The 23,388-nt window shown below is 63.5% G+C and carries 25 protein-coding genes; 13 read left to right on the top strand and 12 right to left on the bottom strand.

Annotated features, from left to right (window positions below; all coding sequences use genetic code 11):
- The first annotated feature begins 118 nt into the window (after positions 1 to 118).
- From BBF93_RS13570 to BBF93_RS13595, 6 genes are all read left to right on the top strand, one after another.
- On the top strand, positions 119 to 751 hold the full coding sequence (locus BBF93_RS13570; protein WP_035599692.1) for a flagellar motor protein MotB: 633 nt from the start codon (positions 119 to 121) through the stop codon (positions 749 to 751).
- 105 nt (positions 752 to 856) lie between these two features.
- Positions 857 to 1,615, top strand: coding sequence for an arginyltransferase (locus BBF93_RS13575; RefSeq protein WP_114106280.1), 759 nt, complete (start codon positions 857 to 859; stop codon positions 1,613 to 1,615).
- Between the two features lie 71 nt (positions 1,616 to 1,686).
- Positions 1,687 to 2,796 carry a TRAP transporter substrate-binding protein gene (locus tag BBF93_RS13580; RefSeq protein ID WP_114106281.1) on the top strand — a complete coding sequence of 370 codons (1,110 nt, stop codon included), beginning with the start codon at positions 1,687 to 1,689 and terminating at the stop codon, positions 2,794 to 2,796.
- Between the two features lie 16 nt (positions 2,797 to 2,812).
- Complete coding sequence (locus BBF93_RS13585) at positions 2,813 to 3,484, top strand: TRAP transporter small permease subunit (RefSeq protein ID WP_114106283.1); 672 nt, start codon at positions 2,813 to 2,815, stop codon at positions 3,482 to 3,484.
- Positions 3,474 to 5,057 carry a TRAP transporter large permease subunit gene (locus tag BBF93_RS13590; protein WP_114106284.1) on the top strand — a complete coding sequence of 528 codons (1,584 nt, stop codon included), beginning with the start codon at positions 3,474 to 3,476 and terminating at the stop codon, positions 5,055 to 5,057. Before BBF93_RS13585 ends, BBF93_RS13590 begins: the two co-directional genes overlap by 11 nt.
- Positions 5,058 to 5,078: 21 nt before the next feature.
- Positions 5,079 to 6,224, top strand: a complete 1,146-nt coding sequence (locus BBF93_RS13595; RefSeq protein ID WP_114106285.1) for a pyridoxal phosphate-dependent aminotransferase — start codon at positions 5,079 to 5,081, stop codon at positions 6,222 to 6,224.
- On the opposite strand, the gene BBF93_RS13600 is transcribed toward BBF93_RS13595, so the two are convergent.
- From BBF93_RS13600 to BBF93_RS13610, 3 genes are all read right to left on the bottom strand, one after another.
- Positions 6,221 to 6,853 carry a hypothetical protein gene (locus tag BBF93_RS13600; protein ID WP_162786571.1) on the bottom strand — a complete coding sequence of 211 codons (633 nt, stop codon included), beginning with the start codon at positions 6,851 to 6,853 and terminating at the stop codon, positions 6,221 to 6,223. The genes BBF93_RS13595 and BBF93_RS13600 overlap by 4 nt on opposite strands.
- 86 nt (positions 6,854 to 6,939) lie before the next feature.
- Complete coding sequence (locus BBF93_RS13605; RefSeq protein WP_114106287.1) at positions 6,940 to 7,296, bottom strand: hypothetical protein; 357 nt, start codon at positions 7,294 to 7,296, stop codon at positions 6,940 to 6,942.
- Positions 7,297 to 7,358: 62 nt separating this feature from the next.
- Positions 7,359 to 7,922 carry a LemA family protein gene (locus BBF93_RS13610; protein ID WP_035599714.1) on the bottom strand — a complete coding sequence of 188 codons (564 nt, stop codon included), beginning with the start codon at positions 7,920 to 7,922 and terminating at the stop codon, positions 7,359 to 7,361.
- A 147-nt stretch (positions 7,923 to 8,069) separates the two neighbouring features.
- On the opposite strand from BBF93_RS13610, the gene BBF93_RS13615 reads away from it, so the two are divergent.
- Positions 8,070 to 8,771: a VIT family protein gene (locus tag BBF93_RS13615; protein ID WP_035599716.1), complete on the top strand. Its 702-nt coding sequence runs from the start codon at positions 8,070 to 8,072 to the stop codon at positions 8,769 to 8,771.
- Here the strand turns inward: BBF93_RS13615 and BBF93_RS13620 are convergent.
- Positions 8,768 to 9,115 carry a helix-turn-helix transcriptional regulator gene (locus tag BBF93_RS13620; RefSeq protein WP_035599718.1) on the bottom strand — a complete coding sequence of 116 codons (348 nt, stop codon included), beginning with the start codon at positions 9,113 to 9,115 and terminating at the stop codon, positions 8,768 to 8,770. The genes BBF93_RS13615 and BBF93_RS13620 overlap by 4 nt on opposite strands.
- 51 nt (positions 9,116 to 9,166) lie before the next feature.
- Between BBF93_RS13620 and BBF93_RS13625 the strand changes: the two genes are divergently transcribed.
- The gene (locus BBF93_RS13625) at positions 9,167 to 9,637 is read left to right on the top strand and encodes an SRPBCC family protein (RefSeq protein ID WP_035599721.1); all 471 of its coding nucleotides are present in this window, start codon (positions 9,167 to 9,169) and stop codon (positions 9,635 to 9,637) included.
- A 33-nt stretch (positions 9,638 to 9,670) separates the two neighbouring features.
- Positions 9,671 to 10,420 carry a Sir2 family NAD-dependent protein deacetylase gene (locus BBF93_RS13630; RefSeq protein ID WP_035599723.1) on the top strand — a complete coding sequence of 250 codons (750 nt, stop codon included), beginning with the start codon at positions 9,671 to 9,673 and terminating at the stop codon, positions 10,418 to 10,420.
- A gap of 109 nt (positions 10,421 to 10,529) precedes the next feature.
- Here the strand turns inward: BBF93_RS13630 and BBF93_RS13635 are convergent, their stop codons facing one another.
- Together BBF93_RS13635 and BBF93_RS13640 are read right to left on the bottom strand one after the other, a co-directional pair.
- Positions 10,530 to 10,949: a hypothetical protein gene (locus BBF93_RS13635; protein ID WP_114106288.1), complete on the bottom strand. Its 420-nt coding sequence runs from the start codon at positions 10,947 to 10,949 to the stop codon at positions 10,530 to 10,532.
- 240 nt (positions 10,950 to 11,189) lie between these two features.
- The gene (locus BBF93_RS13640) at positions 11,190 to 12,317 is read right to left on the bottom strand and encodes an anhydro-N-acetylmuramic acid kinase (protein ID WP_114106289.1); all 1,128 of its coding nucleotides are present in this window, start codon (positions 12,315 to 12,317) and stop codon (positions 11,190 to 11,192) included.
- A 51-nt stretch (positions 12,318 to 12,368) separates the two neighbouring features.
- Here BBF93_RS13640 and tyrS point away from each other — a divergent pair, with 51 nt between their 5' ends.
- Entirely contained in the window at positions 12,369 to 13,619 is a 1,251-nt protein-coding gene (gene tyrS / locus BBF93_RS13645) for a tyrosine--tRNA ligase (RefSeq protein WP_114106291.1), read from the top strand.
- Positions 13,620 to 13,626: 7 nt separating this feature from the next.
- On the opposite strand, the gene BBF93_RS13650 is transcribed toward tyrS, so the two are convergent.
- Complete coding sequence (locus BBF93_RS13650; protein WP_114106292.1) at positions 13,627 to 17,019, bottom strand: AsmA-like C-terminal domain-containing protein; 3,393 nt, start codon at positions 17,017 to 17,019, stop codon at positions 13,627 to 13,629.
- Between the two features lie 94 nt (positions 17,020 to 17,113).
- Between BBF93_RS13650 and BBF93_RS13655 the strand changes: the two genes are divergently transcribed.
- The 3 genes from BBF93_RS13655 (at position 17,114) to BBF93_RS13665 (ending at position 19,521) form a co-directional block, all read left to right on the top strand.
- Positions 17,114 to 17,587: a peroxiredoxin gene (locus BBF93_RS13655; protein WP_114106293.1), complete on the top strand. Its 474-nt coding sequence runs from the start codon at positions 17,114 to 17,116 to the stop codon at positions 17,585 to 17,587.
- 202 nt (positions 17,588 to 17,789) lie between these two features.
- A complete protein-coding gene (locus BBF93_RS13660; protein WP_035599734.1) occupies positions 17,790 to 19,007 on the top strand; it encodes a peptidoglycan DD-metalloendopeptidase family protein in 1,218 nt (405 codons plus the stop codon).
- Positions 18,991 to 19,521 (top strand): polymer-forming cytoskeletal protein, encoded by a 531-nt coding sequence (locus tag BBF93_RS13665; protein ID WP_035599735.1) that lies wholly within the window; start codon positions 18,991 to 18,993, stop codon positions 19,519 to 19,521. The genes BBF93_RS13660 and BBF93_RS13665 overlap by 17 nt, the downstream gene beginning before the upstream one ends.
- A 315-nt stretch (positions 19,522 to 19,836) precedes the next feature.
- Here BBF93_RS13665 and BBF93_RS13670 read toward each other — a convergent pair whose 3' ends face one another.
- The 5 genes from BBF93_RS13670 to BBF93_RS13690 form a co-directional block, all read right to left on the bottom strand.
- Positions 19,837 to 21,240, bottom strand: a complete 1,404-nt coding sequence (locus BBF93_RS13670; protein ID WP_035599736.1) for a hypothetical protein — start codon at positions 21,238 to 21,240, stop codon at positions 19,837 to 19,839.
- Between the two features lie 135 nt (positions 21,241 to 21,375).
- A complete protein-coding gene (locus BBF93_RS13675) occupies positions 21,376 to 21,999 on the bottom strand; it encodes a TonB family protein (protein WP_233349133.1) in 624 nt (207 codons plus the stop codon).
- 12 nt (positions 22,000 to 22,011) lie between these two features.
- Positions 22,012 to 22,431, bottom strand: coding sequence for a biopolymer transporter ExbD (locus tag BBF93_RS13680; RefSeq protein ID WP_035599740.1), 420 nt, complete (start codon positions 22,429 to 22,431; stop codon positions 22,012 to 22,014).
- Positions 22,432 to 22,440: 9 nt separating this feature from the next.
- On the bottom strand, positions 22,441 to 22,854 hold the full coding sequence (locus BBF93_RS13685) for a biopolymer transporter ExbD (protein WP_035599741.1): 414 nt from the start codon (positions 22,852 to 22,854) through the stop codon (positions 22,441 to 22,443).
- On the bottom strand, positions 22,854 to 23,363 hold the full coding sequence (locus tag BBF93_RS13690) for a MotA/TolQ/ExbB proton channel family protein (protein WP_035599743.1): 510 nt from the start codon (positions 23,361 to 23,363) through the stop codon (positions 22,854 to 22,856). Before BBF93_RS13690 ends, BBF93_RS13685 begins: the two co-directional genes overlap by 1 nt.
- Positions 23,364 to 23,388 lie beyond the last annotated feature (25 nt).

The following is a 23,388-nucleotide window of genomic DNA, read 5'->3' on the forward strand; positions in this document are numbered from 1 at the left end:
CGAAGCGTGGCTTTCACCACGACCTGATACACCAGCGTCATCCATCAGAAGGATTGGACGCAAAAGAGCAATGGCATATGCCACGACCTCACGGCGGCAGACGGGCAGAAGGCCCGTTATGCCTACCCGTAAAACGGGCACCTGGAAGCTGGCCTATGCCGACTTCCTGACGGCCCTGGTCGCGTTCTTTCTGCTCATGTGGCTGATCAGCGGGGTCTCGAAAGAAGACCGCGCGGTGATCGCTTCGGAATTTACCGGTAAACCGGCTACCGTCTCGGTGACGGCCAGCGAGGCGCTGTCAGACGCGGCCCGCCTGCTGGCGATGCTGGAACTCTCTGAAAGCCTGAAGGCGGCCGGTGACAGTGTGCAGCTGTCTGCCGATGCGCAAGGCGTGCGGATAGAGCTTGTGGATACCGCCGACCGGCCCCTGTTCGAAACCGGCAGCGGCGCGCTGACGGAAACCGGCGCCGCCCTGATCCGCGCGGCGGGCGCAAGTCTTGCGGCCCTGCCCTATACCGTTTCCATCGAAGGCCATACCGACGCCTTCTCGATGGCGGGCACGGCCAGCTCCAACTGGGAACTTTCCTCGGCCCGGGCCAATGAGGCCCGCCGGCTGCTTGAAGCGTCCGGTTTCGGGACAGAGCGGGTCGTGGGCGTCACCGGCTATGCCGACACCCGCCCCCTCAGCGCCGGCCAGCCCCACCTGGCCGCCAACCGCCGCATCAGCCTGCAGGTCCATCTGGCCGACTAGACTGTCACCAGCAGGGCACAACCCTGCGCCATTTTTGCTGCGCCCGGCCCTCTGCCCCGAAAACGCCACTTGGCGTATCGGCGCGCCGGTGTATCGTCAGCGGCAATGAAGTTTTCGGATCCACATCTTCTGCTGGCGGGCCTTGAGCGGTCGCTGAGGTTCTACGTCACGAACCCCAGCCCCTGCCCCTATCTGCCTGACAGGAAGGAACGCAAAGCCTTCACCAACCTCGCCATTCCGGAAGCAGACGCTGTGCATAACGTGCTCAGCCAGTCCGGTTTCCGCCGCAGCCAGTCGATTGCCTACCGGCCAGCCTGCGCGCGCTGCAATGCGTGCAAGAGCGTGCGGGTGGCGACGCGGGATTTCGAGCTCAGCCGCAATGACCGGCGGGTGATCGCGCGCAACGAGACGCTGGTGCGCCGCCCGGTTGCCGCGCAGGCAACCCGCGAGCAGTTCCGCCTGCTGAAAACCTATGTCACGACGCGCCATGACAATGGCGGCATGTCGGACATGACCTACCGGGATTATGTCGCCATGGTCGGCGGCAGCCCGGTGCAAAGCCTGATTTTCGAATATCGCGAAGGGCCGGAACCGGACGCGCCGCTGGTGGCCGCCGCCATCACCGATGTGCTGCGCGATGGGCTGTCGATGGTCTACACCTTCTTTGACCCGTCGAAGGCCAGCCGCAGCCTTGGCCACTATCTGATCCTCGACCACATCCTGCACGCGCACGACCTCGGCCTGCCGCACCTCTATCTGGGCTACTGGGTGAAGGGCAGCCCGAAGATGGACTACAAACGGCGCTACAAACCGCTGGAAGTGCTTGACGGCGACCGCTGGCGGCCCTTGAGAGACGACGACTAGTTTTTCGCCGGCAAAACGGACCGATGGCGCAAACGCGCCAAAGAGACCCATGCCGCGTGGGGAGGGCATTGATGATCAACCGCCGTAACCTGATCGGCGCAGGCGCACTGGGTGTGGCCGGCGCGGCCGCCACCTTCTCGACGCCAACAGCCGGCGCCGTGCTGGCAACACCGGCCATCAGCCGCAACCGGCGCCGTTTCAACATGGTCACCACCTGGCCCAAGGGCCTGCCCGGCCTGGGCACCGCCGCCGAGCGCGTGGCCCAGCGTATCAGCGACATGACCGATGGGCTGATCGAGGTGAAGGTGTTTGCCGCGGGCGAACTCGTGCCGCCGTTTGAATCCTTCGATGCCGTCGCCAATGGTTCGGCGGATATGTATCACGGCGCCGAATATTACTGGACGGCGAAGTCCACCGGCTTTCCCTTCTTCACGGCTGTGCCCTTCGGGATGACGGCCCAGGAGATCATGGGCTGGATCGACTTTGGCGGGGGGCAGGAACTCTGGGACGAGCTTTCCGGCCAGTTCGGCATCAAATGCATCCAGGGCGCCAATACCGGCCACCAGATGGGCGGCTGGTTCCGCAAGGAAATCCGCTCCCTGAGGGATATGGCGGGTCTGCGCATGCGCATTCCGGGGCAAGGCGGCGAAGTGCTGCGCGCGCTTGGCGGGGCCTCCATCGCGCTGGCGGGCGGCGAGATCTATCAGGCCCTCCAGACCGGCGCGATTGATGCGGCCGAATGGGTGGGCCCGTGGAACGATTACTCCCTCGGCTTTCACCGCGAGGCACCCTTCTATTACGGCCCAGGTTTCCATGAACCAGGCGCCAGCCTTGCCGTTGGCATCAATCGCGGCGTCTGGGACAGCCTCACGGCCAGCGAGCAGGCGATCTTCAAGGCCGCCTGCGAAGCGGTGAACCATGAGACGCTGGGCGAATTCACCTATCAGAACTCCGTCCATCTCGACCTGCTGGTGAACCAGCATAACGTCCAGATGCGATCCTTCCCCGAAGATGTCGTCAAGCGGATGTCGGAAGCAGCCTATGATGTGCGCGCCTCTGCCGGGCGCAGCGGCGTCGAGAAGCGCATCTATGAGAGCTTCGAGAAATCCCTGAAGCTGATGCGCGGCTGGGCCGGGGTTTCGGACGGGGTGTATTACACCGCCCGGGCGCTCGGCAAGTAAGGGCGCCGGGGCGGGCATGGACACAGGCATCTTCCTGCATATCGGCACGGGACTGAAATGGCTGGGCCTGATCAGCCTGCCGCTGTTCCTGGTGCCGCTGATTGCGCTGAGCGCGCCGCGCCTGGTTGACGGGTTTGCGCTGAAGCTCAGCCGTCTGATCGACAAGATCACCGGCGCAGCTCTTGGCGCGACGATTGCCGCCAGCCTGCTGCTCGTCTTCTCGATGCTCGCAGTGGTGATCCTGCGCTACACCTTCGCCCTCTCCTTCAGCTGGTTGAACGAGATCACAACCTACAGCTTTGCCGCCATGTTCATGCTAGGCGCTGCCGCAGCCCTGCGTGACGGGGCGCATGTGCGTGTGGACATCCTGCGCCCGCGCTTTGGCGAGACGGGACGCAACTGGATCGAGCTAGCCGGCATCTACCTGTTCCTCTTCCCCATCTGCGTCCGCATCCTGATGACGAGCGAGGCAGGTCTTGCCCGCGCCTGGCTGCTGCTGGAAGGCTCGCGCGAGTCTGACGGTCTGCCGATCTTCTTCCTGTTCAAGACGCTGGTGCCGGTCTTTGCAGTGCTACTGATGGCGCAGGGGCTTTCCGAAGCGATCAAGGCCGCCCTGCGCAATACCGGCGCCCTCCCGCCGGAAACGCCGGAGCAGCTGGCAGCAGAAGGAGGCGGCCATGGAGCTTGAGGCGATCCTTGCCATCTCGATGTTCGTGGTGGCCATCGGCGCGCTGCTGGCGGGCTATCCCGTAGCGCTGACCCTGGGCGGGGTGGCGCTGATCTTTGCGCTGATCGGCATTGCCACCGGCGTGTTCCCCGACACCTTCCTCAAAGCCTTCCCGAGCCGCATCGAAGGCAGCTCGATCATGCAGAGCCAGACGCTGGTGGCCGTGCCGCTCTTCGTCATCATGGGCGTGATCCTCGAGCGCTCGCGTGTGGCCGAAGATCTCCTGGGCATCGCCAGCCGCCTGCTCGGCAAGATGCGCGGCGGCCTCGGCATTGCCGTGGTGCTGGTGGGCACGCTGCTGGCGGCCTCGACCGGTATCGTCGGCGCCACCGTGATCACCATGACGCTGATCGCCCTGCCCTCGATGCTGCGGCAGGGCTATGACCCGCGCCTCGCCACCGGCACGATTGCCGCCTCCGGCACACTCGGCCAGATCATTCCGCCCTCCATCGTGCTGATCCTTCTGGCGGACGCCATCTCGAATGCAGCCAGCCAGGCCGCGCTTCGCTCCGGGGGCGGATCAGCGGTTGTCTCAGTGGGCGATCTTTTCGCCGGAGCCTTGATCCCCGGCCTGATCCTGGTGGCGCTTTACCTGTTGTGGATTGCCATCATGGCGGTCTTCCGGCCCGCCTCCTGCCCGCCGGCCGAGGTGATTGAAGGCACCGCGCCGCTTACCTTCCGCGATGTGGCCCTTGGCCTGGGCGCGCCGCTGGCACTGATCGTCGCCGTGCTCGGCTCGATCCTGGGCGGCGTTGCCCCGCCCACCGAAGCGGCCGCCATCGGCGCGGGCGGCGCCATCCTGCTCGCGGGCATGCGCCTGGCACGGGAGGCGCAGAGCCGCCTGATGCCGGTGATGCTGGCAGGCCTTGCCGGCATCCTCCTGATCATCGTGCTGCGGAACACGCTCGACCTGCGCACCGCTTCGGGTGGCCATAGCGGGGCGGATTTCATCGGCATGGCGATCACCGTGCTGGCGGCCTTTGCCATTCTCGCATCGCTGGTGGCCGGGCTGCTGGTGCTGCGCCGAGTGAAACAGCTCGGGCCCGCACTGAAAAGCTCCGCCCACATCACCTCCATGGTGTTCCTGATCCTGATCGGCGCGTCTCTCTTCAGCCTCGTCTTCCGCGGCTTCGATGGGGACGATCTGGTGCATGACATCCTGCACAATGTACCCGGCGGGAAATGGGGCGCGCTGGCCGCCGCCATGCTGGTGATGTTCATCCTCGGCTTCTTCTTGGACTTCATCGAGATCGTGTTCGTGGTGGTGCCGCTGGTGGCGCCGCCGCTGATCCTGCTGGGCTGTGATCCGGTGTGGCTGGGCATCCTGATGGCGGTGAACCTGCAGACGAGCTTCCTGACGCCGCCCTTCGGCTTTGCCCTCTTCTATCTGCGCGGGGCCGCGCCGCCGGAAGTCTCCACGATGCAGATCTGGCAAGGGGCGCTGCCCTTCATTGGACTGCAGGTCATTCTGCTGGCAATGGTGGCGTCGATGCCGGCGCTGGCCACATGGCTGCCGGCGCTGGCGGCGAAGTAATCACGAACACAGAGGTTCCCGATGGGACAGAATATTGCGCCATTTCAGGCAATCGCGATCAGCCGCCGCGCACACGAACTGAAAGCCGCCGGGCAGCGCATTCTGCATATGGAATTTGGCCAGCCCTCCACCGGTGCGCCCAAGGGCGCGATTGCGGCGGCTCACCATGTGCTCGACAGCGAAGCGATGGGCTATTGGGAAAGCCTTCCCCTGAAAGAGCGCATCTGCCGGCATTACCGTGAGGGCTTTGGCGTGGAGCTCAGCCCCCGCCGGATGGTGATCACCTGCGGCGCCTCGCCCGCGCTGGTTCTGGCGCTTTCAACAGCCTTCAACCCGGGCGACCGCATCGCGATGGCGCGGCCGGGCTATGTGGCCTATCGCAACACGGTGCGCGCGCTGAACCTCGAGCCGGTGGAGATCGCCTGCGGGCCGGAGGTGCGCTTCCAGCTGTCAGCCGCCGCGCTCGATGCGCTGGAGCCTGCGCCCCAGGGCGTGATCATTGCGAGCCCGGCCAACCCCACCGGCACCATCATTCCGAAAGAGGAACTCGCCGCGATTGCTGAAGTCTGCCAGCGCCGGGGCATACGGATCATTTCCGACGAGATCTATCATGGCCTTTCCTATGGTCCGAAGATCCATTCGATGCTGGAATTTGCGCCCGGCGCCTATGTCGTCAACAGCTTCTCAAAATACTTCTCGATGGCGGGCTGGCGGCTGGGCTGGCTCGTGTCGCCCGAAGAAGGTGTGGCGCGGACGAATGCCTATATCGGTAACCTGTTCCTCACCGCGCCATCGCTGGCCCAGCATGCCGGGCTGATTACCATGGACAGCCGGGACGAGCTTGAAGGGCATCTGGCCGTTTACCGGAAGAACCGCGCGCTGCTGCTGGAAGCGCTGCCGCGTCTGGGCCTCGACAATATCGCCCCGCCCGATGGCGCGTTTTATATCTATGCGGACGTTTCGCGCTTCACCGATGACAGCCTGGGCTTCTGCCTGAAACTGCTGGAGGAGACCGGCGTGGCGACCGCGCCGGGGGTAGATTTCGATCCTGTCGATGGCGGGCGTTTCATGCGCTTCTCCTTCGCGCTCTCAACGCCGGAGATCGAGGAAGCGCTGGCGCGGCTGGAGCCGTGGTTTGCGGCGCAGCCGGCGCGTCAGACCGCTTAAGAATCGCAGGCGCCCCAGAAGCTTTCCAGGCCGGGCAACTCGCCCTTGCCGACTTCCTGTTCCGGCACGAACAGCTCAAAGTCTGCCTCCGGTGTGACGCGGATGTAGAGCGTGCGGCGCAGGCTTTCCGGGGTCTGGCTTGTCTCGTTCCAGCAGCCGGGCGCGACCGCGCCGAAGCTCAGCTCATTCTCCCCAGGCGCTTCGCGCTTCAGGCGGGCAAGCTCGGCGCTGATCGCCTGCAACAGAGGCCCATCTTCCGGCCGCGTTCCATAGGTCCATATCCTGTAACCCTCCCGCGCCTCTGACGCCAAAAAAGGGCTGGTCACCTCGCTCGTTTGAACAAGGGGAAACTCCTCGGCCACATTTACGCCGAGGCGTTCATTGGTGACATTGATCTGCAGCCGGGCGCCTTCTTCGCGCGCCTGGAAGGCGGTGGGAATGCGCATGGCAAGGGCCATGCGGGAGAAGTCCAGCGCCGTGGGGTCCAGCAGCGGCGCGGCGGCGTCTGCGTCTTCGGCGGCTTCAACGGGAGATGTCAGTTCTGCCTGAAGGGTTTCGCCCTCCTCTGCCTTCTGTCCTGGCGCAGACGGAGAACAGGCCACCAGCAAAGCGGAAGCTGCAACAATCATATAGCGCATCACGCGGCACCACCCCTGAATAAAGATATTCCGCATTCTGAGCTTGGCGCCCCGGCGCTGTCCATGCCTGCCAACATTTAAGTTTGGCAATCATAGGCCGCTTCGGCGCTGCCATCGGGCGCCACCTCCAGCGAGGCTAGGCGGCAGCCTTCGGGCGCGGCCTGCTCGGCGGCGGCGCGCAGTTCCTCCGGCAGCGTGCTTTCGCCTTCTTCCTGAATGCGGAACATTCCGTCTGTGGTCAGCGTCAGCTTCAGCTTGAAACCCTGCCCGTCCAGCGGGGCGGCGAAGAAGCTGTAATTCTCCGTACCGATGGTCTGCGCGGCCAGGCCGTTCCAGGCCGCCGCGCTCCAGCGGACGGTGGGCGTGTCGGTGGTGGATGCGCAAGCGGCGAGCATGAAGCCCGCCGCAACCGGAAGATAACGAATGATGGACATGGGGCCTCCCCTCCCTGGCTACCGGATCAGGATAGCGCGGGCAGTCCCGTCCGGCGAGGCCCTCAGAAGGCGACCTTTGGCGGCTCGTCCATCGATGCGCGGCCTTCAACACCAACATCGAAGAATTCGCGCGGTTCAAAATTGAAGCTGCCGGCGATGATCGAGCCGGGGAACTGTTCGCGGGCGGTGTTATAGTCCTGGACGGCCGAGTTGTAGAACCGGCGGGCGGCGGCCAGCTTGTCCTCGATCGAGGAGAGCTGCTGCTGCAGCTGCAGGAAGTTGGTGTTGGCCTTGAGGTCCGGATAGGCTTCGGCGAGGGCAAAGAGCTTGCCGAGCGCCTGGCTGAGCACGCCTTCGGCCTTGGCCATTTCGCCCGCTGTATTGGCCGCCTGGGCGGCGTTGCGCGCGGCGATCACCTGCTGGAAGGTCGCCTGCTCATGGGCGGCATAGCCCTTCACCGTTTCCACGAGGTTTGGGATCAGGTTCTGGCGCTGCTTGAGCTGCACATCCACATCCGCGAAGGCCTGGTTGACCCGCTGCCGTTTCATGACGAGGCCGTTATAGATCAGGATGATGGCGCCAATGACAGCCACCACGATCGCGAGCACGATTAGAAAGACGTTCATTCGGGTGTCCCCTTATTGCTATTGCCAGCCTGCAAAGGCGTAACGGTGTGTGGCCACGTGCGCAAGTGCGGGTTAACCTGACCTTACCTGCCCGTTTTTGCACCGTTTTTTCCGGTTGCTACAGCCCCTGTTCCGGTGGAGCGCCCAATGCCCGACCCTTATTTGCCCAAGGAGCACCATTACAGCCAGCGCACCGGCTGGTTGCGCGCCTCCGTGCTGGGCGCCAATGACGGGATCGTCTCCACCGCCAGCCTGATGATTGGGGTGGCGTCGGCTGCCGCCTCGCCTTCCGATATTCTGGTGGCGGGGATTGCGGGTCTGGTGGCCGGGGCAATGTCGATGGCAGCAGGAGAGTTTGTCTCGGTCAGCTCGCAGGCCGATACGGAAAAGGCCGATCTGGAGATAGAACGGCTGGCCCTGCACAAATTCCCCGAGGAAGAACTCGATGAACTGACGCAGATCTATATCGACCGGGGCGTGGAGCCGGTGACCGCCCGGGCCGTGGCCGAGCAGCTGACCCGATATGACGCGCTGAGCGCCCATGCGCGCGACGAGATCGGGCTGACGGAAGTGGCGAGCGCCAACCCCATTCAAGCGGCCTGGAGTTCGGCAGCGAGCTTTTCGGCCGGTGCCATCCTGCCGCTGATCGCAGCGGCGCTGGCGCCCTCGGGGACGGTCACCCCAGTGGTGGCGGCCGTTTCGCTGCTGGCGCTGGCCATTCTGGGCTGGCTGTCGGCGAAGGCAGGCGGGGCGAAGAAGCGCCGGGCGGTTGTCCGCGTCGTGTTCTGGGGGGCTGCGGCAATGCTTGTGACCGGCCTGATCGGCGGGGCTGTCGGCACGGTGGTCTAGCCGCGTTCCAGCCCTGCTTTCAGCCGGGCGAGCTTGTCGGCCGCGCCGGCAGCGTGCGGGCCAATCCAGCGGTCATGGATGGTCTTGATCGGCAGCGCGTTGAGATGGTTCCAGCGCACCCGGCCTACCTTGTGCGCAATCACCAGATCAGCGCCTTCCAACACTTTGAGATGCTGCATCACGGTGCAGCGGTCGATCTCCGGAAAGCGGGCGCAGAGCTCTGTTGTGGTCTGCGGATTATCCTTCAGCGCATCAAGGATGGCCCGGCGCACGGGCGCGGCGAGCGCCTTGAAGACGAGATCTTCCTGCGTTTCGCGGCGAGGGGCGGTCTTGCTGCTTGACATGTTATGTTTTTATAACATGATGGTGCAAAGATCAAGACCGGAGGCCCTGCCATGGATCTGAAATTCGAGGTGAGCGGACGGATTGCGCGGCCAGTCGACGAGGTGTTCGAGGCGGTGGTGAACCCGGAAAAACTATCCGGCTATTTCACAACCGGCGGCGCCAAAGGGCGGCTGGAAACGGGGGCGACGGTGACTTGGGACTTTGCCGATTTTCCCGGCGCGTTTCCGGTATATGTGGCCGAAGTTGAAAAGAACAAGCGTATCATCCTGCATTGGGATGCAGGCGATACGGCCGCAGAGCCCGGCGGCGAAGAAGGCCCCTATCGCACGCAGGTAACGATGCGGTTTGAAGCGCTGGAGGATGGCCGCACGCTGGTGACGATTGCCGAGGAAGGCTGGCGGCAAACGCCTGAGGGGCTGAAATCCGCCCTCGGCAACAAGGGCGGATGGATGCACATGCTGTGCTGCCTGAAGGCGTGGGTGGAGCATGGCATCAATCTGCGCGAAGGCATGTTCCGCTAGAAGGCCGCGCAAATCCCGTATAGTTTCGGGGGCATGACCGAAACTGACGCCAAAAATCTCGCCCATATGATCCAGGTTGCCGAGCGCGTGGTGGTGTTCACCGGCGCGGGCATTTCGACCGAAAGCGGCATTCCCGACTTCCGCTCGCCTGGCGGGGTGTGGAGCAAGATGAAGCCGATCATGTTTCAGGATTTCGTCGCCTCGCGCGATGCGCGGCGGGAAGCCTGGACACGCGTGTTCAACAAGACTGCCGGCTGGACCGGGGCGGAACCGAACGCCGGGCATTATGCTGTGGCCAAGCTGGTGGAGGCGGGCAAGGTTACCAGCGTCATCACGCAGAATGTGGACAACCTGCACCAGGCCTCCGGCGTGCCGGCGGACAAGGTGATCGAGGTGCACGGCAATGCGAGCTATGCCAAATGCCTGCAATGCGGGAAGCGCTACGAGTTTGAGGCGCTGCGCCACCGCTGGGAAGCGGATGAAGACATCACCTGCATGTTCTGCACCGGCCTTGTGAAATCCGCGACCATCTCCTTCGGCCAGGCGATGCCGGAAGCGGAAATGGAACGGGCGACCGAAGAAGCGCTGCTGGCAGACCTGTTCCTCGTGCTCGGTTCCTCGCTGGTAGTCTATCCGGCGGCGGGCTTGCCGGTTGTGGCGAAGAAGGCCGGCTCACGGCTTGCCATCGTCAACCGCGAGGAAACAGACCTCGATCCGTATGCCGATCTTGTGCTGAACACGGATATCGGGCCGTTGATGAGCGCGGTGATGGAACGGCTTTAGGCATCTTTGCCGGCTGCGGACAGCGACATAGAGTTTCACACAGCACGAAGGGCCGGACGCAGCGGGCGCTGGCCGGGGATTTTGAGCTGGGTTCGGCGGTTACGGAAAGCTAGGACGTGTCGGGGCGTGCGGCGCGGGCGCAGGCCCCCTTCATTCCTTCTCGGGGCGTTTGCAGTGCAAACGCTTTTCCCTCGAAGCCCCCGCAAATGCGGGGAAAGAAAAGGGTGTGCGACTCATCAGCGTTGAAGATCGCCGGAACGGCGCTGGACCAGCAGGGATCGCTCCACGGCTTTCGTGTGGGCTCAACTGGTCTGTAGGCGGAGGGGTTGGGCGCGGCGTCGCCGAGATATTCGATGTGCACGCCGCCCCACCACATCACGCGCAGCATGGCGCGGCTGCGCCCGGCGGCGCGCACTTCTTCCACTGCGCGCGCGAGCTGCCAGATCAGCACCGGCCAGAAGAAGGGATGCACGAACGCGAAATATCGCGCGAGCGCAGGTTCTTTTCTGAGGCGGGCAAGACTGAACATCCACCAAGGATACGCCCGGCACGCGAGGGGGTGGACAAGGATTGCGGATATTTCTTGTAATGGATTGAAATATATGAAAATTTTAGGTCCGTCGCCAGCGGGATGGGTTGGATAGGGCGGGAAGGCCCTCACCTCCCACGCCGTCCGGGCGCGGGCCCCTCCTCTCCCGGAGGGAGAGGGGCGAGTTGCATCCAGCCTGGCTGTTCCGTGAGAGGGCGCAATGGGAAGTGAGGGGCTTCGTCAACCGATCATCGCGCCGCCGGTCTGCGGGGCGGGGACGCCGGTGGTGCCGGGCCAGCTGAGGGGGAGGCCGCGCGCTGTGCGGGCGGCGAGCAGAGCGAAGGCTTCGGCCTCTATTGAGTCGCCGCGCCAGCCGGCCTGCTCTGCGGTGAGCACGGTGCAGGGGCATTGGCGGGCGAGCGCGGCCATGAAGGACGGATTGTGCCGCCCACCGCCGCAGGCGATGAGGCGGGCGGGAACCTCCGGGAGCTGACGAATACCGGCGGCGACAGCGGCGGCGGAAAATTCGGTCAGTGTGGCTGCGCCATCCTCCAGAGAAAGCCCGCGCGCCATGGAGGCGTTGAAATCATACCGGTCGAGCGATTTGGGCGGGGGCTCCTCAAACCAGTCATGGGCGAGAAGCTGGGTCAGCAGGCCCTCATGCACGCGGCCCGCAGCGGCGAGCCTGCCGCCAACATCATGCGTGCCCTTGCCGTGGCCTTCGACCCATTCATCGATGGGGCCATTGGCGGGGCCGGTGTCAAAGGCGATCAGCGCGCCATCCGCCGTGCGCGCCGTGATGTTGGCGACGCCGCCGAGATTGAGGACCACGGCCGGCTCCCCGCCGAGGCGGCGCATCAGGGCGGCGTGATAGGCCGGGGCAAGCGGCGCGCCCTGCCCGCCAGCGGCGACATCGGCGGAGCGGAAATCATAGGCGAGCGGCACGCCGAGCGCGGCCTGCAGCGAAGGCGCCTCAATCAGCTGGAGCGTGGCGCCGGGCTGGCCGGGGCGCGCGCGGCGATGCAGCACCGTTTGGCCGTGGACACCGGCGAGGACGGGCCGGGGCGCGCCTGCCTGCCCGGTCATCATCGCCCAGGCATCGGCATGGGTTTTCGTGATTGTCTCGCAGGCGGCGGCGAAAAGTGCTTCGGGGCGCGGGCCCTGCCAGTTCCAGGCGCGGGCAGCATCCGTGGCGGCCTGCAGGACGGCGCGCTCTTCGGCTGTGTATTTGCGCTCCGCAACGGGGCCAAATTCCAGCACATCCTCGCCATCTGTCAGGATCATGGCGGCATCGACCGCATCCAGCGAGGTGCCGGACATGAAGCCTGCGACCCAGACGGGACCTGAATTTGCAAGACCGGTGTTCAAGGCTGGCCCTTTCTATGCTAGGCGCGCGCATCTCATCGGAGACACGAGAATATGAGCGATTTCAAGTCGGAATTCCTGCGCGAGCTGAGCTGGCGCGGCTTCATCAAGGACACGACTCACAAGGCTGAGCTCGATGCCTATTGTGCCCAGGGAACTCCGGTCGCTTATGTGGGCTATGACGCCACCGCAGACAGCCTGCATGTGGGCCATCTGATGACGATCATGATGCTGCGCATCTTCCAGCGCCATGGCGGCAAGCCGATCACCCTGATGGGCGGGGGCACCACCAAGGTGGGCGATCCGACGGACAAGGAGAAATCCCGCCCGCTGCTGACCGATGAGCAGATCGAGGCCAACATTGCGGGCATCAAGACCGCGTTCGAGCCGTTCCTGCGCTTTGGCGACGGGGCCAATGACGCCATCATGGTCAACAACAATGACTGGCTGGGGCAGCTTGGCTATCTTGAGATGCTGCGCGCCATCGGTGTCTACTTCACCATAAACACGATGGTGAAGCAGGACACTGTGCGCCGCCGGCTGGAGGCCGAGCAGCCCTACACCTTCCTCGAATTCAACTACCTCCTGATGCAGTCTTATGACTTCCTTGAGCTTTACCGGCGCTATGGCTGCCGGATGCAACTTGGCGGGTCGGACCAGTGGGGCAATATCGTGGGCGGCGTGGACCTTGTTCACAAGGCGGAAGGCGGGGAAGCCTTTGGCGTGACCGCGCACCTCGTCACCACCTCTTCCGGCGTGAAGATGGGCAAGACCGTGGGCGGAGCCGTATGGCTGAACGCTGACCGCAGGAGCCCGTATGAATACTGGCAGTTCTGGCGCAACACGGAAGATGCGGACGTGGGCAAGTTCCTGCGCCTCTTCACCGACCTTGGGCGGGAAGAGATCGAGCGGCTGGAAGCGCTGCAGGGCGCGGAGATCAACGACGCGAAGATTGCGCTCGCCAATGCAGCGACGGCCCTGCTGCATGGGGAAGCGGCGGCGAAGGAATCTGAGGCGGCGGCGAAGGCTGTTTTTGCGGGTGGAGCATCTGCCGATGCGCTGCCGACAGCGCTTGTTCCGCAGGCGGAGCTTGAGGCGGGGATGCTGGTGGCCGCCGCCTGCACGGCAGCGGGGCTTTCAAAGTCCAACGGCGAGGCGCGGCGTCTGATCGAACAGGGCGCGATCCGCGTCAATGACGAACTGGTGTCTGATCCCAATGCCAAGGTCTCGTTGGCTGACCTGCAGGACGGGGCGATCAAGCTCTCAGCCGGCAAGAAGCGGCACGCGCTGGTGAAGGCGGGGTAAGCCCCGCCTAGAACTCTTCTTCCTTCAGCGGGGGAAGTTCCGGCGGCAGGGCCTGGTCCGGGGCGCGAGGGATCGCTTCGGGGATCTTCGTGTCGGACGGGTTTTCGAAGACACGGCGGATGACGCCGGGGGCGAGCGCAGAGAGCGGGTTTACCGAGACGTTGGCTTTTTCCAGCGTGCCGCGCACGGAATAGGTCAGCGAGAAGATGCCCTCGCCATCGCGGCCGACGACGAGATCGCCGATGATGGGAATTCCTCCGAGGGCGGAGTTGACGCCAAAGCTGGGTACCAGAACACCGTCGATCTCGATGGCCTGGCTGGTCATGTCGATATAACCGTTCGCGGTGAGGCCGAGGGCGGGCCCCTGCGCCTTGGCGCCGGTGACGACATAGCGCCCGCCCTGCACTTTCATCGGAATGTCGATACGGGAGAACATCACGCCCTCCCCGCTCAGCGTGTCGGCAAGGCCGCGCAGGGAGGCGAGCGAGAGGATCTGCGTCAGGAAAGGCGCATTGCTCATCCGCGCATTGGAAATCTGCAGCAGCAGGTCTGCCGGCGCGGCGGCTGTCTCCAGCGTGCCGGAGAGGGCCATTTCCCCGCCCGTGATGAAGTCTGCGCCCAGGAAGGCGCTGGCGATGAAGCCCGCGTCGCCGGAGGAAACATCAATCCGGATCGGCGCTGATCCGCCGGCGGAGAGTTTGGCGCTGAGCGGGGCGCCGCCGAGGGCCAGGCCGCTCGCCTCCAGCGATTGCAGGCCGCGCGTGCCGGTGACGGCGCGAAGTTTCGCCTGGCGCAGATCGAGCCCCTCGCGCAGGGTGAGACGGTCAACTTCTGCAATGATGGTCAGCGGGGTGCCTTCGGCAGGCTCTGCGCCGGCCGCGCCCGCCATGCCGCCCAGCCCCGGAATGATGCCGGAGGCATCAAGATATTTGCCGCGCAGCGTGACGGTCAGCCGGTCGCCCGGTTCGCGCTGCACCGCGCCGGACACTTCGGCGACATTGCGGAAGAAGGCTTCCCGCAGGTTTGCCGAAATCAGTTTGGAATCGGCGCCAAGGGTAAAATCCCCATCCAGCCGCGCGGTCGGGCTGATGAAGGTCACCCGCGAGGCGGAAAGCTCTCCCTTCTGGGAAATGCTGACATCGGCGCGGGCCGCGGTGCCGGCCGGTTTGACCCATCCGATCTCGGACATATCGAGGCGCGCCGACGAAAGGTCGACGCTGATATTCGAGGTAACAAGTGTTTCCCCGTCCAGCTTTGCGGTGACATCTATGGGGGCTTCGCCGGTCATGTAGGCCCGGCCGAGAATGCCGAAGCGGTTGAGGAAATCTGCCGAGACGGTGCCGGTGGCGGTGAGGTCTGCCGGGGCGCCCTCATCAGTGAAGCCTTCATACCAGCGGAAGGTGACGGGCGACGGGCCCAGGCGGGCCGCGCCGGTAAGCTCGGCGCCCGCCTGATCGACCTTTACATCCATTGTCCCACTGGCGAGATCAAAGCCGAGCGCGGCGTTTTTCAGACCCGCATTGCGCACAGTGCCGATGGCGGTGAACCGAACATCCTCATACGGCACATCGTTGAGAGCGGGGCGGAACATCTCGAAGGTGAGATCCCCGTCGCCCGACATGCGCGCCGGATCGAAATCTATTTCCAGGCGCGAGTCGACAAGCGCCTTCATCATGTTCAGGGCGGGCCCGCGCCCCTTGGCGAAGACGCGAAAATCCTCGCCGCGCGGCGTGAAGGCCGGAAAATCCACCAGGCCCTCGGCAAGGGTCCATCCGGCGAAGCGCCCCTGGCTGAGCTGCACGCGGAAGCTGTTGCCAGTCAGGCGCCCCTGGCCATAGGCATTTTCCACCGCAGGCAGATCATCCAGAAAGCGCACCCTGGCGTCTTCCACGCGGAAGGTGACCTCCAGATGATCGTCCTTCAGATAACCGCCCGGCAGGCTGTCGCGGGCCAGCGTGATGCGGCCGGCAGCATCGAAGACTGTGCCCGTCTCGATGCGCTCTGCCGTAAAGTTGCGCGCACCTTCGCCGAGCTTGGCGGGCCAGAAATTCAGAACGGTCGGTACCTGCATCGGCCCGGGAACAGACAGCGTTACCTCGCCGAGCACCGGAGCCTCTCCGGGCTGGCGATCCGGCGTGCGGGCAAGATCGCCGGCAGCGTCAAATCTGGCGCCGCCGGAAACGAATTCCATTTTCGCCGCGCGCAGGGCGAGGGCATCAATATCCGCCTCACCCGACGCGCGCACGCTGGCCAGATCAATCGGCGCGGTGAAGACGGGCGTAAGGTCGAGCGTCAGGGCCGGGCTTTGCAGCACGAAGGGGCGGAAGCCCTCTCCGGTGAGGGCCTTTTCAAGCGCGATATCTGCCGTGCCCTTGAACGGGCCGGCGCCGCGCGAGGCGACCTTGAGATTGAGCCGGTCCTCGGAGCGATCATAGAGCAGCGAGAGATCCAGATCCCGCACCGGCCAGACCTGGTCGTCAAAGGAGAACCGGCCCTCGCCGCTTTTCGCGACCAGGGTGACTTCATCAATGCCGGTCTCTTCGGAAAGGTTCGCAGCTAGGCTTATGTCCGAGGGCAGACCTTCGGTGAGTTCGCGGTCAAGCCCGAGGCGGGCGCCGAAATCACCGAGGGGCCAGCCCGTCAGGGCAAGCTCTGCGCGCAGGCTGCGCGTGTCATTGGGGTTGGCAATCGACAGGGTGATCGCCGCAGGCAGCCCCTCGCCGAGGCCCTTGCCCCTGAAATTGAGATTCATTCCCGTAGCGCCCAGCGCCAGGCGCCCGCTGGCATCTTCAACGGTGCCGATCAACGCACCTGCCTGATCGCGCACGCGCAATTCGATATTCTCGAAGCCGGCGGCCTCAAGGCGCATGCTCGCGCGCGCCTCGCGCCAGGCGCGCAGCCATTCAGGAAGAACCCCGCCGACATAATCGATCCAGCCCTGCGGCGTATCGGGAAGCCGGGTTTCCCGAAACTCCGGCAGCGGATCACCTGCCAGCGCCCATTGACGCGCCGACATCTGGTCAATCGCGATCCAGCCATCGCTGAGATCCATGGCCAGCACTTCAATGCCGCCAAAAACCAGGGCCGAGCCGGAAAGCTGGATCACCGCATTTTCCGCCTCGGCGGCGGGACGCCCGGCGCCGTCCAGCAGGCGCACATCCTGCGCCATGATCTGCACGCGCCTGTCCTGCGGCGACCATTCCAGCTGCAGCGCGCCGAGGGAAACGCCGCGCCCACCCCGCGCATCGGCCAGCGCCTCCTCCACATCATCCCGGAAAACAGCCAGATCAATCGGCCCGCTGGCGAGGCGCAGCATCAGCACCGCCGCCAGCACGAAGGCCAGCAGAATCAATCCGCCGAGAATCTCGAAAACCACAATGGAAGCGGTCTGGCGGACCAATAGCGGGCTCCTCAGGAAAGTCTCTTCTGCCGCAGGTCCAGAGGCATCATAAGACTATAAACTTCGTGAACTTCAGGCACCATAGGAGCATTGCATGACCACAGGACCGCAGGAAGGGCGCAAAGCCCCCGCTTTCTCGATGGAAACGACCGCCGGCAAGCGCCGCCTCGCCGATTATGCAGGCAAGTATCTGGTGCTGTATTTCTATCCCAAGGACGACACGCCCGGATGCACGCAGGAAGCGATCGATTTTTCCACGCACGCAAAGGCCTTCGAGAAGGCCGGCGCGGTGGTGCTGGGGGTTTCCCGCGATCCGCTCAGCCGTCATGAAAAGTTCGCAGCCAAGCATGCCCTCACGATTCAACTGGGCAGCGACGAGGACGGGAAGGTCTCCGAGGCCTATGGGACATGGGAGGAAAAATCCATGTACGGAAGGACGTATATGGGCATGGCGCGGCGCACTTTCCTGATCGGGCCGGATGGCAAGATCATCCGTGTGTGGCCTAAAGTGCGCGTCAAGGGACATGCCGAAGATGTTCTGGAAAACATTAACTCCCTGACAGGTTAGGCGGCGCTGGCGCTGTAGTTCCTGCAACAGATGCCCAGGTTAACAGCAGATTTACCCAATCATGCTAAGATTGCCTAAAAATATGCTCCCAAGGGGTTTCGCGAAGAGGCGAATTGGGTATGTATAAACGCGGGGTATGGGAGCGCTGCGGAAGATTTTTCTGCGGTCATCATAAAAAGTTTCCAGCTGACAGGTAGCTTGCATGGCGAAGTGGAGTGCAAACCTTAAAGCGACGTTCGACCGCGCTTTTCCGGAACGCCAGATCTATCACCGCAGCGGAGGCACTGTCCGCTACATTTCCATCTCTCCCTGGCAGCAGGCCATGATGGCCGCCGGGGTCACCGCCCTCGCCAGCTGGACCATGTTTGCCACGGCCAATTTTGTGCTGGGCGGCGGGCCGGGTACTCCGCAGACGGGCGAAGGCAAGGAACTCGCCAAGTATGAACGCTGGGTCCAGGATCTGCGCGCCCGCGAATCGCTGCAGCGCACCCTGCTTGAAGAACGCAGCAAGGAAACCGCCGAACTCGAGCAGAAACAGCGCGCGCTGGAAGAACTGCTGAACGAGATGCGCGACGAGGACGGCATGAAGATGTCGGCGCTCGAAGGCGATGGCGCGCCCCTGCTGATCGAAGCCACCATCGAGGAAGCCGATCGCCGCCAGTCGCGCGATGCTTATCTCACCCTGGCCTCCATCGGTGTTCCGGCTGCACGCGGCACGCCGAAGGCCATCGAGTCTGACATGAACATGCTGTTCAATCAGATGGAAGATCTCGCCGCCGAGCGCGCCGAACGGGCCCGCGGCGTGCTGAACCTGACCCAGGTGGCCACCGGCGACCGGATTGCCGCGCCGCAATCGGGCATTGGCGGCCCTCTGGTTTCCATCGGCGCGCTGACCTCTTCGGCCGCTGAACCGGCCATTGGCGGTGATCAGCCCTTCATGGTGCGCCTGTCACAGGCCCGCGCCCGCATCGCCGAGATGAAACATTACGAGCGGATCGTGAACGACCTGCCGCTGGGCATCCCGGTCGCCGTTCCGTTCCGCTATACAAGCCCTTACGGCATTCGCGTCGACCCCTTCACGAAGCGGCCTGCCGCACACTGGGGAACGGATTTTGCCGCCTACCGGGATGCGCCGATCGTGGCATCTGGTCCGGGCACGGTTGTTTTTGCCGGATCGCGCGGCGGTTATGGTCTGCTGGTCGAGATCGACCACGGCCACGGCTTCAAATCGCGTTACGGCCACCTTCGCTCGTATACGGTGAAGAAGGGCGATGTTATAAAAGTTGGGGACCTGGTGGGGCGCATGGGTTCTACGGGGCGCAGCACCGGGGATCACCTTCATTACGAAGTGTGGTACAATGACAAGCCTTATGACCCTATGAAGTTCCTGAAAGCAGGCAAACATGTTCACAAAGAATAACAAAACGCCGGCGGCTCCACCGCCCGAACCGATGCAGAAGCCGGTGCCAGCCCAGGATGCCATTCGTGGCGCCGCCTCCAAACCTGCCGCCCGCGCGGCTTCCATCATCTGCGCCGACATGAAGATCAACGGCTCGGTGACCTCGGAAGGTGCGCTGCAGATTGACGGGATCGTGGACGGCGATGTCAGCGCGACCGACATCACCATCGGCGCCAGTGGCCAGATCACCGGCGAAGTGAAAGCCGAAGTCGTCAAGGTCAAGGGCCGGATCAAGGGTTCGATCCGCGCGCGCAAGGTGGAACTGGAAACCGGCGCGCATGTGAAGGGGGACATTGTCCACTCCTCGCTGCAGATCCAGTCGAACGCCGTGTTTGAAGGCCAGGTGAAGCATGCGGATGATCCGCTGCGGGAAACCGGCCCGGTCGCGGCTTCGCCGGCCAATGAGAGCAAGCCTGCGCTCTCCTCCGCTACGCCTGGCCCTTACAGCATCTCCAGCTCTTCGCCGCCGAGCTGATCTGCGCGGAAGCTGTTTCGAGACAGTCAGAGATTTTCAGAACGCCGGCAGATTTTCTGCCGGCGTTTTTGTTTGGCCGGAGGCGGAAGATAGGTCTCCTGATTTTATTGGACTTTTCCGGAAAATGACAGGATTCCAGGCGCCCTGGGCAGGACAGGCCCGGACAGGCGGGGGACATTTCTGGACAAATCCGGACAGGTTCGGACACTTCCGGACGGGCGGAGACAAGCCGGGTGCCAGATGCAGAAAGCCCCGGACCAGACGGCCGGGGCTTTCCATTAGACTTGCTCAAGGGGCCAGGGCCCGCCTGCCGGATCAGACCGGCTGGGCGGCGCGCTTGCACTCAGGCGTTTCGTTGAACTTCGCCTCAGCTGCCTTCAGGCGGTTTTCAACGGTTCTACAGCCTTCCGGCATGTTGTCGCCAAGGGCCTGGAGCTTCTTGCAGATCTTTTCTTCGTTCTGAACGTTGAGCATCGCGGCCTGAACCTCGAAGCAAACAAGCGCGTCGCGCGTGTATTCTTCGGAGTCCATGAAGGCGAGCCAGCCGCGGCCACCGGCATTATTGGCCTGACGGAAGGCTTCGCGGGCACCGGCACGATCCCGACGCTCATAGCGCGACTGGCCGATCCGGACCCAGGCATTGCCCCGGTCTTTTACGCCGCCGAGCTGAAGTGCGCGCTGGAGCGCCTCTTCGGTTTCCGGCCATTTCTGCAGCTCGCTGTAGGAAGCGCCGAGACGCTCATACATCGCGCCGCCACCGCCCATTTCAGCGGCCTGACGGATCACCGGGATGGCTTTCTCATGCTCACGGGCCACCTGGTAGAAGTCTGCCAGGAGGGACATGCGCTCAACCGACTTCTTGATCCGACCGGCATTCATTTCCTTCTCGAGCACGCGGGCAGCGTGATAGGGCGCGTTGAAGCGGTTGTAGAAGTTCACAATGCGCATGATTTCGTCTTCGGTGGTCAAGAGACCGCCGAGATACATAGCCTTCTGGACTTCGAACGCCTTGCGCTCCTCGTTACCAGCAAAGTAGTTGCCGGCAATTGCATCCCAGTATTTGCGCTCTTTCGGGTTCCGCTCGACGAGGGCTTCAAGCACCTCGGCCAGCTTCGCCTTATTGCCGGTGTCGTTGTACAGGAAGACGAGCAGGTCATAGAGCTGCTGGTCGAACTTGGCGCCATCGTCACGGCGGACTTCCTCGGCCCATCTGATGGCCTCGGCATTCTTGTTGGCGCGCTGGTTGAGCACGGCCAGCTGCCATTTCTGCGTCCGGTCCGGCTTGCCGCCAGCCTGCATCCAGCGCGTCATATAGTCGAGCGCCTGAGCCAGGTTTTCATCCTGCAGATAGATCTGGGCAATGTTGTAGTAGGTCTGGGCGCGCTGATCAGCCGGGATATAGCCCTTGTTGATTGCATCCAGAAGATCGCGGACGGCGCCTGCGCGGTCGCCCTGTTCGATCTTGATGTAGGCAGAAAGGCGGATAACCGCGCCTTCTTCATAACAGTTGAGCTCGCCGGCGCGCAGCTGGTTCAGCTTCGCGATTGCCGTCGCCCAGTCTTTGTTCGCCATCGCTGCGGTTTCAGCTTCAAGATAGGTCTGGCCCGTCTTGGCGCTGAAGGTGGTCTCCGTACAGGCCTGCGCGAGCGCAGATCCTGCACCCATGACTGCCATCGCCCCCGCTACGATCGCCCCTTTAAGGATTGCCTTGAGTTGCATCGTTTTTTCTCCTCACCGCCAAAGCGGCATACTGGACCTGATGGATCGCCGGCCCGGCCCCTGAGCCCTACCGGCAATTCCGTCGAAGGGGCTGATGGCTGCCGCTGAAACAGCAGCCATCACCCGATGGGGGCCCTACTGGATCTTGAATTCCAGCGGGTAGACAACGTTCCGGCGCTCAACCGCCTGGCCGCGAACGATCTTCGGCGCAAACTCCACGCGCGACACGGCGCGTTCGGCTTCCGACTTGAAGACGCTGTCGGTGCAGGTTGCCACGATGTTGTACGGCTTGCCGCGGGTATCCACGTCAAAGCGCACATCGCAGCTGCCCGAGAGGCCACGTTCAGCCGCACGCTGCGGGAACGAAGGCGTCGGCGGGCGGATCGGCTGCGCGTCACGGTCGGACACGGCAACCGGGTCGATCGCCAGCGAGTTCATCCGGCCAAGATCAAGGTTCTGCGGCACGCCGCCCTCGATCTTCGGAGTCGGCAGGTTGATGCTCGACTTCGTGGCAGACTGTTTCGGCGGCGGCGGCGGCTTCTGCGCAGCATCGATCTTCTTGGGCGGCGTCCGTGTACGGGTACGCACCTCGGTGTCCTGTTTCTGCGGCGTGATCGCCGCCAGGGTCCGGGTTTCACCTTCGGTAAGCTCGATCTCGTCGACCGAAATCAGCGAGTTCATAAGCAGGAAGATCACCACCACGATCGGGATCGCGAGAACCACCCCGACCAGCAGACGCATGAAAGGATTATTGAACATGCCCGATCCTCCCTAACCCGACGTTTTCGCGGAGATATTGATGACGGTGTCACCATCAATCTTGTTGATGGCTTCCATTACGTCAACCATTACCTGCGCCTCAGCGTCCACATCGGTCTGGATCACCACCTCGCCCCGCGGATTGTCGAGGCGCATTTCCTTGAGCACGAAGCCGAGCTCATTCGGGTTGATGCGTTGCTTGTCGATGTAGATTTCACTGTTCTTGTCGATCGCGATGAGGATGGCGAGCGGCTTGGCCGCTGCCTTGTTATCCACATCCGGACGGACAATCGGCACACCCGGTTCCTTGATGAACTGGGCCGTCACGATGAAGAAGATGAGCAGGATGAACACGACGTCCAGCATGGGCGTCAGGTTCACGTCATCCTCGGCGCTGCCCCCACCCGTTGCCAAGCGTTTTTTTCTGGCCATTGGGGTCTCCTAGGTCTGCGAAATGACGATGTTCACACGATCGCGGAAGCCCGCATTGTACGCCTCGTCACGGATCTTCACCACAATACCGCTACGGGTTTTGGGGTGAGCCTGAATGATAAGCGCACTTTGCGGATTTTCTGCGACCACGCGTTCGATATTTGCACGCACCGAGCCGATATCCGTCGGGCGACCGTTCACCGTGATGAGATTGGACTCATCAATGAAGATCAGGATCGCCTGTTGGGTCTGCTGCTGCTCCTGGTCAGGAGACGGCGGCGGCGGCGGCTCAAGGCCGATCGCCTCCTCACGTGCAAAGGTCGACGTCACGATGAAGAAAATGAGGAGGATGAAGACGACGTCCAGCATGGGCGTCAGGTCAACATTGGCCTCCTCGGGAGGTCTTGCGGAACGTCCACGCATCAGCCGATCTCCATCTCATCTTCGACCGCCTGGACAGCGCGGTTCACCCGCCGGTCCATGCCCGATGTGAACAGGATGCCGGACAGGGAGGCCACCATGCCTGCCATGGTCGGGATCGTGGCGCGCGACACACCGGCCGACATGGCCTTCGCATCTGCACCGGAAGTGATGGCCATGATATCAAACACGGCCACCATGCCCGTCACTGTGCCCAGCAGGCCCAGCAATGGCGCAAGGGCCACCATTGCTTTCGTCAGCTGGACATTCGCCTCCGCCTTGGCGCGCACTTCGGAAACGAGCTTGTCGCGGATCCAGTGGGCGGGGACGGACTTGCGGTCCGACCGCGCGCGCCACTCGGCGATCGCTTCAGCTGCCACCTGCTTGTGAGCAAAGCGGAAGTAAAACAGCCTTTCCAGGATCAGGGCCCACATGATGAATGTGGCAGCCATGATGACGATCAGAACGGGACCGCCACGATCAAGGAAGGCTTGTAGGTCTTGGAAACCCATATCGGGTTACTCCTCGAGCGCTCTG

The organism is Hyphomonas sp. CACIAM 19H1, assembly GCF_003325995.1.
Classification (GTDB): Bacteria; Pseudomonadota; Alphaproteobacteria; order Caulobacterales; family Hyphomonadaceae; genus Hyphomonas; species Hyphomonas polymorpha.

What these genes read in the sequence shown, in the direction of transcription:
- BBF93_RS13635 (WP_114106288.1), bottom strand. Translation starts at nt 10,949, where the DNA reads ATGTTCAGTCTTGCCCGCCTCAGAAAAGAACCTGCGCTCGCGCGATAT.
- BBF93_RS13620 (WP_035599718.1), bottom strand. Translation starts at nt 9,115, where the DNA reads ATGTCAAGCAGCAAGACCGCCCCTCGCCGCGAAACGCAGGAAGATCTC.
- BBF93_RS13655 (WP_114106293.1), top strand. Translation starts at nt 17,114, where the DNA reads ATGACCACAGGACCGCAGGAAGGGCGCAAAGCCCCCGCTTTCTCGATG.
- BBF93_RS13595 (WP_114106285.1), top strand. Translation starts at nt 5,079, where the DNA reads ATGGGACAGAATATTGCGCCATTTCAGGCAATCGCGATCAGCCGCCGC.
- BBF93_RS13680 (WP_035599740.1), bottom strand. Translation starts at nt 22,431, where the DNA reads ATGGCCAGAAAAAAACGCTTGGCAACGGGTGGGGGCAGCGCCGAGGAT.
- BBF93_RS13610 (WP_035599714.1), bottom strand. Translation starts at nt 7,922, where the DNA reads ATGAACGTCTTTCTAATCGTGCTCGCGATCGTGGTGGCTGTCATTGGC.
- BBF93_RS13665 (WP_035599735.1), top strand. Translation starts at nt 18,991, where the DNA reads ATGTTCACAAAGAATAACAAAACGCCGGCGGCTCCACCGCCCGAACCG.
- BBF93_RS13580 (WP_114106281.1), top strand. Translation starts at nt 1,687, where the DNA reads ATGATCAACCGCCGTAACCTGATCGGCGCAGGCGCACTGGGTGTGGCC.
- BBF93_RS13660 (WP_035599734.1), top strand. Translation starts at nt 17,790, where the DNA reads ATGGCGAAGTGGAGTGCAAACCTTAAAGCGACGTTCGACCGCGCTTTT.
- BBF93_RS13570 (WP_035599692.1), top strand. Translation starts at nt 119, where the DNA reads ATGCCTACCCGTAAAACGGGCACCTGGAAGCTGGCCTATGCCGACTTC.
- BBF93_RS13615 (WP_035599716.1), top strand. Translation starts at nt 8,070, where the DNA reads ATGCCCGACCCTTATTTGCCCAAGGAGCACCATTACAGCCAGCGCACC.
- BBF93_RS13625 (WP_035599721.1), top strand. Translation starts at nt 9,167, where the DNA reads ATGGATCTGAAATTCGAGGTGAGCGGACGGATTGCGCGGCCAGTCGAC.
- BBF93_RS13685 (WP_035599741.1), bottom strand. Translation starts at nt 22,854, where the DNA reads ATGCGTGGACGTTCCGCAAGACCTCCCGAGGAGGCCAATGTTGACCTG.
- BBF93_RS13630 (WP_035599723.1), top strand. Translation starts at nt 9,671, where the DNA reads ATGACCGAAACTGACGCCAAAAATCTCGCCCATATGATCCAGGTTGCC.
- BBF93_RS13690 (WP_035599743.1), bottom strand. Translation starts at nt 23,363, where the DNA reads ATGGGTTTCCAAGACCTACAAGCCTTCCTTGATCGTGGCGGTCCCGTT.
- BBF93_RS13575 (WP_114106280.1), top strand. Translation starts at nt 857, where the DNA reads ATGAAGTTTTCGGATCCACATCTTCTGCTGGCGGGCCTTGAGCGGTCG.
- BBF93_RS13590 (WP_114106284.1), top strand. Translation starts at nt 3,474, where the DNA reads ATGGAGCTTGAGGCGATCCTTGCCATCTCGATGTTCGTGGTGGCCATC.
- BBF93_RS13585 (WP_114106283.1), top strand. Translation starts at nt 2,813, where the DNA reads ATGGACACAGGCATCTTCCTGCATATCGGCACGGGACTGAAATGGCTG.
- BBF93_RS13675 (WP_233349133.1), bottom strand. Translation starts at nt 21,999, where the DNA reads ATGTTCAATAATCCTTTCATGCGTCTGCTGGTCGGGGTGGTTCTCGCG.
- tyrS (WP_114106291.1), top strand. Translation starts at nt 12,369, where the DNA reads ATGAGCGATTTCAAGTCGGAATTCCTGCGCGAGCTGAGCTGGCGCGGC.
- BBF93_RS13605 (WP_114106287.1), bottom strand. Translation starts at nt 7,296, where the DNA reads ATGTCCATCATTCGTTATCTTCCGGTTGCGGCGGGCTTCATGCTCGCC.
- BBF93_RS13600 (WP_162786571.1), bottom strand. Translation starts at nt 6,853, where the DNA reads ATGATTGTTGCAGCTTCCGCTTTGCTGGTGGCCTGTTCTCCGTCTGCG.
- BBF93_RS13670 (WP_035599736.1), bottom strand. Translation starts at nt 21,240, where the DNA reads ATGCAACTCAAGGCAATCCTTAAAGGGGCGATCGTAGCGGGGGCGATG.